7 protein-coding genes are annotated in these 8,251 nt (G+C 47.7%); 6 read left to right on the plus strand and 1 reads right to left on the minus strand.

What is annotated here, in order from left to right:
* On the minus strand, nucleotides 1-563 hold a 563-nt coding region (locus tag OB13_RS15010; protein WP_461490987.1), incomplete at its 3' end, for a hypothetical protein.
* Nucleotides 564-1,061: 498 nt separating this feature from the next.
* Between OB13_RS15010 and OB13_RS15015 the strand changes: the two genes are divergently transcribed.
* The 6 genes from OB13_RS15015 (at nucleotide 1,062) to OB13_RS15040 (ending at nucleotide 8,052) form a co-directional block, all read left to right on the plus strand.
* Nucleotides 1,062-1,367: a hypothetical protein gene (locus OB13_RS15015; protein ID WP_461490988.1), complete on the plus strand. Its 306-nt coding sequence runs from the start codon at nucleotides 1,062-1,064 to the stop codon at nucleotides 1,365-1,367.
* 84 nt (nucleotides 1,368-1,451) lie between these two features.
* Nucleotides 1,452-1,880: a hypothetical protein gene (locus OB13_RS15020; protein ID WP_461490989.1), complete on the plus strand. Its 429-nt coding sequence runs from the start codon at nucleotides 1,452-1,454 to the stop codon at nucleotides 1,878-1,880.
* 5 nt (nucleotides 1,881-1,885) lie between these two features.
* Nucleotides 1,886-2,290, plus strand: coding sequence for a hypothetical protein (locus OB13_RS15025; RefSeq protein ID WP_461490990.1), 405 nt, complete (start codon nucleotides 1,886-1,888; stop codon nucleotides 2,288-2,290).
* A gap of 623 nt (nucleotides 2,291-2,913) precedes the next feature.
* The gene (locus tag OB13_RS15030) at nucleotides 2,914-4,680 is read left to right on the plus strand and encodes an APC family permease (RefSeq protein ID WP_461490991.1); all 1,767 of its coding nucleotides are present in this window, start codon (nucleotides 2,914-2,916) and stop codon (nucleotides 4,678-4,680) included.
* Nucleotides 4,681-5,283: 603 nt separating this feature from the next.
* A complete protein-coding gene (locus OB13_RS15035; RefSeq protein WP_461490992.1) occupies nucleotides 5,284-5,445 on the plus strand; it encodes a hypothetical protein in 162 nt (53 codons plus the stop codon).
* A gap of 423 nt (nucleotides 5,446-5,868) precedes the next feature.
* Entirely contained in the window at nucleotides 5,869-8,052 is a 2,184-nt protein-coding gene (locus tag OB13_RS15040; RefSeq protein WP_461490993.1) for a glycoside hydrolase family 97 protein, read from the plus strand.
* Nucleotides 8,053-8,251: the final 199 nt, after the last annotated feature.

The raw sequence follows: 8,251 nt of genomic DNA on the forward strand, positions 1-8,251 counted from the left end.
GCATTATTGCACGTGTTCCTATGGTTATGTAGCATGTACTTAAACTTCTTTTCAAAAAGTAAGTCCATGGTGTCAAAAGACAGCGTGCATTTATTCAACTCTTCAAATTGTTGAAGTAGTACATTTTGCAAGGTGGCATATTTTTTCAATGTAAGTTCTTTCACTTCAAGACACTTTTCGTCCACAAACTCGTTGAAAAAGTGGTGTATACTTTTTACGTCAGCTTCATGCGTTAGAGACCCTTTATGTTGCGCCTGCCTTTGCTGCATTTCTATTTTAAGGGTAGCAGGCTCTGGAATAATACCCCTTTCAGCGTAACCGTCATAAATTTCCAGCATATCTTCTTCTAGACCGCGTAACGTACTTTTATAACTACTGTAGTCTGCAAAGCTGGTTTTCGGAAGAGAATTTTTTTTGTGCCAATTAGATGGCTTAATAGTAAGACCTGTCGAAAGTCTACACCGCAGGCTGTGGTAAGAGAAGTTCAACATAATGAGTACTGGCTTGTCGCTTTCTTTCCCTGCTGTCTTTTTGAGCCAGAATGTCACACTTGGTTTTTTCATTTCAATAAGTTTTAAATGGTTGCAAAAATAGGCCGATACATACAGTTGGAACTATCATTTGCCATTTTTTTGAAAAAGCCAAATTAGGTGACCAAAAGGTGACCAAAATTGTTTTAACACCTTTCATTTAATTGCACTTGCTTTCAACTAAAACAATCATTTTTAGTCCTGTAAAGCAAATTAGGTGCAATCACTGTAAAACAAGTATAACTATTAGCAGTCCTGTTCCCGCTACCTCAGAGTAAGATAAACCCTTGTAGACGAATAGTTTGCAAGGGTTTATTGCTTTACAGGTGACGTTGCATATTAACACCAAGCAAAGCCTTGGGAGTGGCATGAAGCTTAATTGCATAAAAAGTTGTAGGTTTGTAGTAAACGGATAATCCCATAGAAGTGGTCTTACACGACAAAATCATAACGCTGGATTATAATCCAGCAACGGATATTCTGGAAACCAGCATGCCAGACGTAACGCATTTTAGGCTCTCAGAAGTAGAAATGTGTCTAGACGTCATCATCACAAACATCCGAATTTACGACATTAAGAAGCTTTTGCTGGATTCGTCAAATTCCATTGTCGACATAGACGAAGATGACGAAGCGTACAAAGCAATTGCGATGAATTTTGGTATGGCTTTGATGGGAACGCGGCTGAAGAAAATTGCCCGGGTTGAATCCACAGACTCGGAGCGTGAAGCAAAGTCGGCTGAAGTAAGACAGCAAGCAAACCTGCCTATGGAGTTCCGAAACTTCTCCAACAGGACAGACGCCATGAATTGGTTGCTGGAAAAGCAGGTGGCATAAAATTCATCTGTCTACTTAACACGCCACCAACTGCTCTTCAGGCAAAGATCTCCGCACTTTTCCTAAAATTGAACTTCACGCCAAATGATTCTCTTTAAAAACAGCATTGTTAAGCTGGACTATGACCCTGCCACCGACATTGTAGTAATTGAGTATACTGACCTGCACGGTTATCTGCTACCGGAGATAAAGCATACCATAGATATTTTGGCAGATAGGGTTCGAAACTATGACGTGAAGAAGGTGCTGCTGGATTCTACCAAAACAGTGGTATCTGTGACACCGGAAGAAAGCAGGGAAATATCTGTTTACTTAGCCAGCGCATTGGCACAAACGCGCGTTCAGAAACTGGCGCGGGCACAGTCCCTTAGTCCTTCCGTAGAGGTACAGGCAAAGGGAAACATCCAACACGTGCAACAAGCATTAGCACTCCCCTTCCTACTTCGCAACTTTTCAGGAAGGGCGGAAGCCTTGGCATGGTTGCAAAATGATACTTCAACCGACCAGCTTTAGCAGCCATGATTATCTACCATAATAGCATCATCACGCTAGATTATAATCCTGCTACAGATATTCTTTCGGTTGCCTTGCCAGATATTCAGGCTCACTCCATCAGCGAAGTGGAGCGTTGCTTAGACATCATTGTGGAGCATGTTATCTCCTATGACGTGAAGAAGATTCTGATAGATTCCAGTAAGGCCGTAGTAGAAGTTGAAGACGAAGCCTACCGGAACCTTATGCTACAGTTTAGTCAGGAACTGATGAAGACAAGACTGCAAATGGTAGCCCGTATCGGAACTCCTGTCGCGGCACAGGAGCGCAGAGCAAATCTGGTTGCAGAAGAGGTACACCAATCAAATCCTCTAGTCGCCTATCAGAACTTCACAGGTAAGGCAGCAGCACTGGACTGGCTCCTGGCTTAATCTTCTGTGTGTTCAGTAAAACTATAATTTGGGTACAGACAGCACTTAGAAGTAAAATTTAAAGTTGCTTCCTTGCACACGCTGAGCGCCAGATGCTCTTCTCCTGTACATCTATCTTAACACATCAATGAGAATGATAGCCGCAATGACTAGGATGGTGCCTACAAAAAGAATCATACCCAGCCTGATTCCACTCCTCGCATTTTTTCTCTCTTCCTCTTCCATACTACACGCTTACAACAGGATTGTACAATTGACCAGCTTAGATTTGACCCAGTGTGCTTGTTTACAGGCATTCATCCTTAAGGCGAAAGCGGCCTATAGAATTATCTTACGTTTGTCTAAAAAATTTAGCAGCTGGCTTGACAGCAAAATCTTGGGTTAGCTATTCCTCTAACGGGGCTGGGCGGCGTGTGTAACACTTTTGGTTCTACCTATTCGCTTTTCGCCGTGTACAAGGGGCAGGCAGAAATTTGCCGCTGTAGCTGGCCTTGCACTGTTGGTCAAAGAGTATAAGCAAGCCTGAGGTTGGTATCTTCTGTTTTATTTTTCAGAAATCGAAAAGCTCTAAATCACCTTTTAACGCAAGTTCGTATACTGCATAGCATCTTCCCCGATGACTTATGCAAGACGATCTTTCCCGTTCCGGCTCATCCTCTCATCCGCCTAAACTAAAAGAGCTGGCAGCCACCGCCATCTGTGGGAACGATATAACCTCCTCCTGCCTGTATGTATCTGCGCTGGCCATCATCTATGCCGGCCAGTACGCCTGGGTGGCTCTGCTGATGGTCGGCGGCGTGCTGTTTCTGTTCCGCAGCATCTATGGCGAAGTGGTCGGTGCACTGCCCCTGAACGGAGGTGCCTACAATGCGCTACTCAATACAACCAGTAAGAGCACAGCCTCACTGGCGGCATGCCTCACCTTGCTTTCCTACATGGCCACTGCCGTTATTTCTGCCAGTGAAGCCATGCATTACGTGCACCATCTTTGGGAAGGCCTTCCCATTTTATATGCCACTATCGCCCTCCTGGCCCTTTTCATGGGCCTGACCATCATGGGCATCGGCGAGTCTTCCATTGTAGCCATCATTATTTTTATCACCCATCTCTCGACGCTCACACTTTTGGTGGTGATCGGTTTCACCTACCTTTTCGGCCATGGGTTTGATACGCTGGCTCTCAATTACAGCCAGCCCTTGCAGGGAAATATATGGAAGGCGCTGTTTTTTGGGTTTGCGGCAGCCATGCTGGGGATCTCCGGTTTTGAGAGTTCGGCCAACTTTGTGGAGGAACAAGCCCCGGGTGTTTTCCCCAAGACTTTGCGCAACATGTGGTTGGCTGTTACTATCTTTAACCCACTCACCGCTTTTCTGGCCATTGCCATCCTGCCTATGGCGGCAGTAGCCGAAAATCAGACGGCTTTGCTCGCTTACATGGGAGAGGTTGCAGGCGGCAACTGGCTCGCCGGGCTTGTCTCCGTAAATGCCGCCATGGTGCTGAGCGGGGCCGTGCTGACTTCCTACGTCGGGGTGACGGGCTTGGTGCAACGCATGACACTGGACCGTTGTTTGCCCCAGTTCCTGTTGAAAACGAACAACAGGGGCTCGGCTTACCTCATCATGATCAGTTTTTTTCTGCTGTGCGTTTCCATCCTGCTCATAACCCTGGGCGATATCGGGGCTTTGGCAGGCGTCTATACCATCTCTTTTCTGTCAGTCATGGTCTTGTTTGGTTTAGGCAACGTCCTGCTTAAGTTTCGCAGGAACCGCCTTCCGCGTCCGGTCCGCGCTTCCGCTCTCGTTTTGTTTGTGGCTATTACAGCGGTTTTGGCGGCCCTGATTGGCAATGCCATCTTAAACCCAGCCTATGTATGGGTTTTCCTGAAGTATTTTCTCCCGACAGTTGCCATCGTGTTCATCATGCTCTACCGGATCGAGCTGCTCATCTTCGCCGCCTACCTGCTGCGACAAATAGAGCGGCAGCTAAAGAAAAGACTTCCTATCAACTCGCGTAAAATAATTCGCCTGATCCACACTATCCGGGCACAGCAATTTGTCTTCTTTACCAGGGGCGACAACATCGCTAACATCAACAAGGTGATGCGCTATATTGTGGAAAATGAGCACACCAACCGGATCAAAATCGTGAATGTGCTGAAGGAAGGGGAGACACCACCGAAAAAACTAATGCACGAAGTAGAGGTACTGGACCTGGCCTACCCGGAATTAGAGGTGGATTTTGTTATACTCAAAGGACGCTTCGGGCCTGATCTTATTCAGGAACTCTCGCTCAAGTGGGGAATCCCCAAAAACTTCATGTTCATCGGCTCGCCCGGAGACCACTTTCCTTACGGCCTGCAGGAGCTGGGCGGCGTCCGGCTGGTTATTTGATGTACGCCGGTGGTGCTGAAGCCTGTCCTTTAGTGTAGCGGGTTAACCCGCCGCTGAACTGCCTGCCCCGAAAGATTAAACACGAGCCAAAAGCATAATCGCCCTTGGATCATTCTATAGCATGTCCGGCAATTGTGCGTTTCAGTTTATTGCAGATCAGGACCAAGGCTTGGCTGCTTTTAGGGCAACCGGTTTTATTCCGAACGGTATCAGGTTCCACTAAACACAGGTATGCAGTGCACTGCGCAAAGGAAAGTTCTCCTTTCTCTTCATTGTCCGGATCAGCATAAAACTATTTCTTATTCGCCAATGATGGTTTAAACAAGGAAATGGATTTAAAATTCTGAATCCTAGGAAAGTTGAGCAAAAGAAAAATATAATATGTCATATATACGGGTTTTTATGTATGATAAATATTAGATAGTTTACGCCATAAATTATCTTCCAATCCTATAATTCAACAAGATGAAAAGAGTTAAACAAGCTGCAGCACTGGTTCTGCTTGCTGCTTCCGTTTCTAGCTGTGCAACAGTATTTGGCGGACCTGTGACTGAATATCAAAGAACACCTCCAGCCCCTGGACAACCATCGAGAGAAATTCGTGTGGCTGCTCTGGTAGTCGACGTTCTCTTCTTCTGGCCGGGTGCTGTCATCGATTTTGCTACTGGTGCCATTTACAAACCGCAGCGAGCAGCCGCTCCAACAGCCGTTCCGATAGCTGCGCCAACAGCCCAGCCGGCCGGCCAGGGAGCGTCTGGTAACTAAGACTTAGCAAAGAAGCACAAGAAGAGCCACCATTTCCGGGGGCTTTTTTTTATCCTCAAGTATACACAGCCTCTCTCCCTTTCCGCCCGGGATACATTTCTGATTTTATCGCACTGTGCTTTGTGAGCTACTCGGGCATGATGACAATTAATACCATAAGATGATAGCCAGGCTTTCATGCCGCCAGCCAGGACATCGGCAAGGAAAGAAGCATACGCTGTGACTTCTGCTTGTCCGGCTATACCTGGAGTTTAAAATAATTTTCTCCTTTTCACGTACCTGAGAGCGGGGTTTCGTATTTGATTCTGGCTAGTTGCTTCCTGCAAATAATATTTTTTGCCGTTATTTGTTTTTCAATCGCTCATGGCCTGCCATGCTGCATGTTGCTTCCAAAGAGCTCAATGTAAACCAATAAATTCTCCTATGAATCTATCACACGTAGTCGCAGGTGCTGCAGCTAACAACTGGCTTATGCGCAGGTTTGTTCTGATCCTGTTTATCTGTACCATTTCCACGCTGGTGCACGCGCAGGTGATCACCTCTCCTGACAAAAACTTCACCTTAAAGTTTGAACTGCTGGAGAACGGCGTTCCGGCATATGAGCTCACCTACAAAAAGAAACCCGTTATCAGGCAAAGCCGGCTGGGACTGGAAACCAAAGACGTTCCTTCGTTCTTGACTGGGTTTACAGTTGCTGATACCAAACAGGCTACCGTAAACGATAGTTGGGAGCCTATTATGGGCGAGCAGAAGACGATCCGCAATCACTACAACGAGCTGCTGGTCACCCTGAAGCAGCCCGAGCAGAAAGACCGCTTTATCCAGATCCGTTTCCGACTGTTCAACGATGGCCTTGGTTTCCGGTATGAGTTTCCGAAACAGCCGGAGTTGAAATACTTCATCATCAAAGAAGAGCAGACAGAGTTCAACCTGACAGGCGACCACAAGATTTTCTGGATACCGGGTGACTATGACACCAATGAGTATGCCTACACCACATCGAAGATATCGGAGATCCCTTCCTTGATGCAGAAAGCTACCATCGATGTGCATGCCCAGTTCCCGATCAAAACACTAGCCGTGCAGACTCCTTCTATGATGAAGTCTTCGGACGGGTTATATATCAACATTCACGAAGCTGCGCTGATCAACTATCCAGCCATGCAGCTGAACCTGGACCCGAAAACCTACCGGTTGAGTGCGCACCTGACACCTGATGCGGTGGGTAACAAAGGCTACCTGCAAACCGATGCGCATACTCCCTGGAGAACGATCATCGTAAGCGACAAAGCAACCGATATCCTGGCTTCCAGGCTGATCCTGAATTTAAATGAGCCAACGGCCTACAAAGATGTTTCCTGGATAAAGCCGGTGAAATACATTGGCGTATGGTGGGAGTATTTTGTGGCCGGCAAAAGCACCTGGGCCTATGGCAAAGAAACCAATGTGAAGCTGAGCGATGATTTTACAAAGCTGACTCCGAACGGCACACACGGCGCAAACAATGCCAACGTTAAAAAGCACATTGACTTTGCGGCGGAGCACGGATTCGATGCCGTACTGGTGGAAGGCTGGAACATCGGCTGGGAAGACTGGTTTGGTAACTGGAAAGAAAACGTGTTCGATTTCGTAACGCCATACCCTGATTTCAACGTGAAGGAGCTCAATGCCTACGCGGCCTCCAAAGGTGTGAAGATCATGATGCACCACGAAACGTCGGCATCAGCCACCAACTATGAAAGGCGCCTGCCCGAAGCCTTCCAGTTTATGAAGGACAATGGCTACAATGCAGTGAAAACAGGGTATGTAGGCAAACCTATCCCGAGGGGCGAACACCACGACGGACAGTGGATGGTGAACCATTACATCCACGTAGCCGAGACGGCCGCCGATTACAAGATCATGGTCAACAGCCACGAAGCCGTTCGTCCAACAGGCGTTCACCGCACGTACCCGAACTGGATCGCGCAGGAATCGGCCCGTGGTACCGAATTTGAAGCGATGGGAGGTTTGGCACCTGACCATACTACCATCCTGCCGTTTACCCGCCTGATGGGCGGCCCGATGGACTATACGCCGGGTATTTTCCAGACCGACCTGTCGTACTACGGTACAGGGAACCAGCGGGTGAATACGACGCTGGTGAAGCAATTGGCCTACTATGTCACCATGTATAGCCCGCTGCAGATGGCAGCCGATCTGCCGGAGAACTATACCCGTTTCCCGGATGCCTTTCAGTTCATTAAGGACGTTGCCCTGGATTGGGACGATACCTACGTACAGGAAGCTGAGCCCGGAGATTATGTGACGATTGCCCGCAAAGCGAAAGGCAAAAACGAATGGTATGTAGGTGGTGTTACGGATGAGAATGCCCGTACCGCTACCGTACGGTTTGATTATCTGCCGAAGGGTAAAAGCTACATTGCCACCATTTATGCGGATGCAAAAGATGCCAGCTGGAACAAGAATCCGCAGAAATACACGATCCGGAAAGTACTCGTGAATTCTAAGAGTGTGCTCAAGCAGCCCTTGGCTCCGGGTGGTGGTGTTGCGGTTAGTATCAAAGAAGGCAACAAACAAGACACAAAAGGCCTGAAGAAACTCTAAGTCCTAGCGGCTCGGATGATACGCCAGGGGGTGACGCGGTTAGCTGCGTCACCCCCTGGCTTTTTTAGGATATGCACCCGGCACCCGGGAAAACAAATTAACCTTTTCCCGAAGTTTGTAAAGTATACGCCCCCGCTCCATACCTCTCAACCCTACCGCTTTAACAGAAACCGCTACGGCAACGTGAGGGGCAGCCCAG

Source organism: Pontibacter sp. HJ8 (assembly GCF_054824225.1).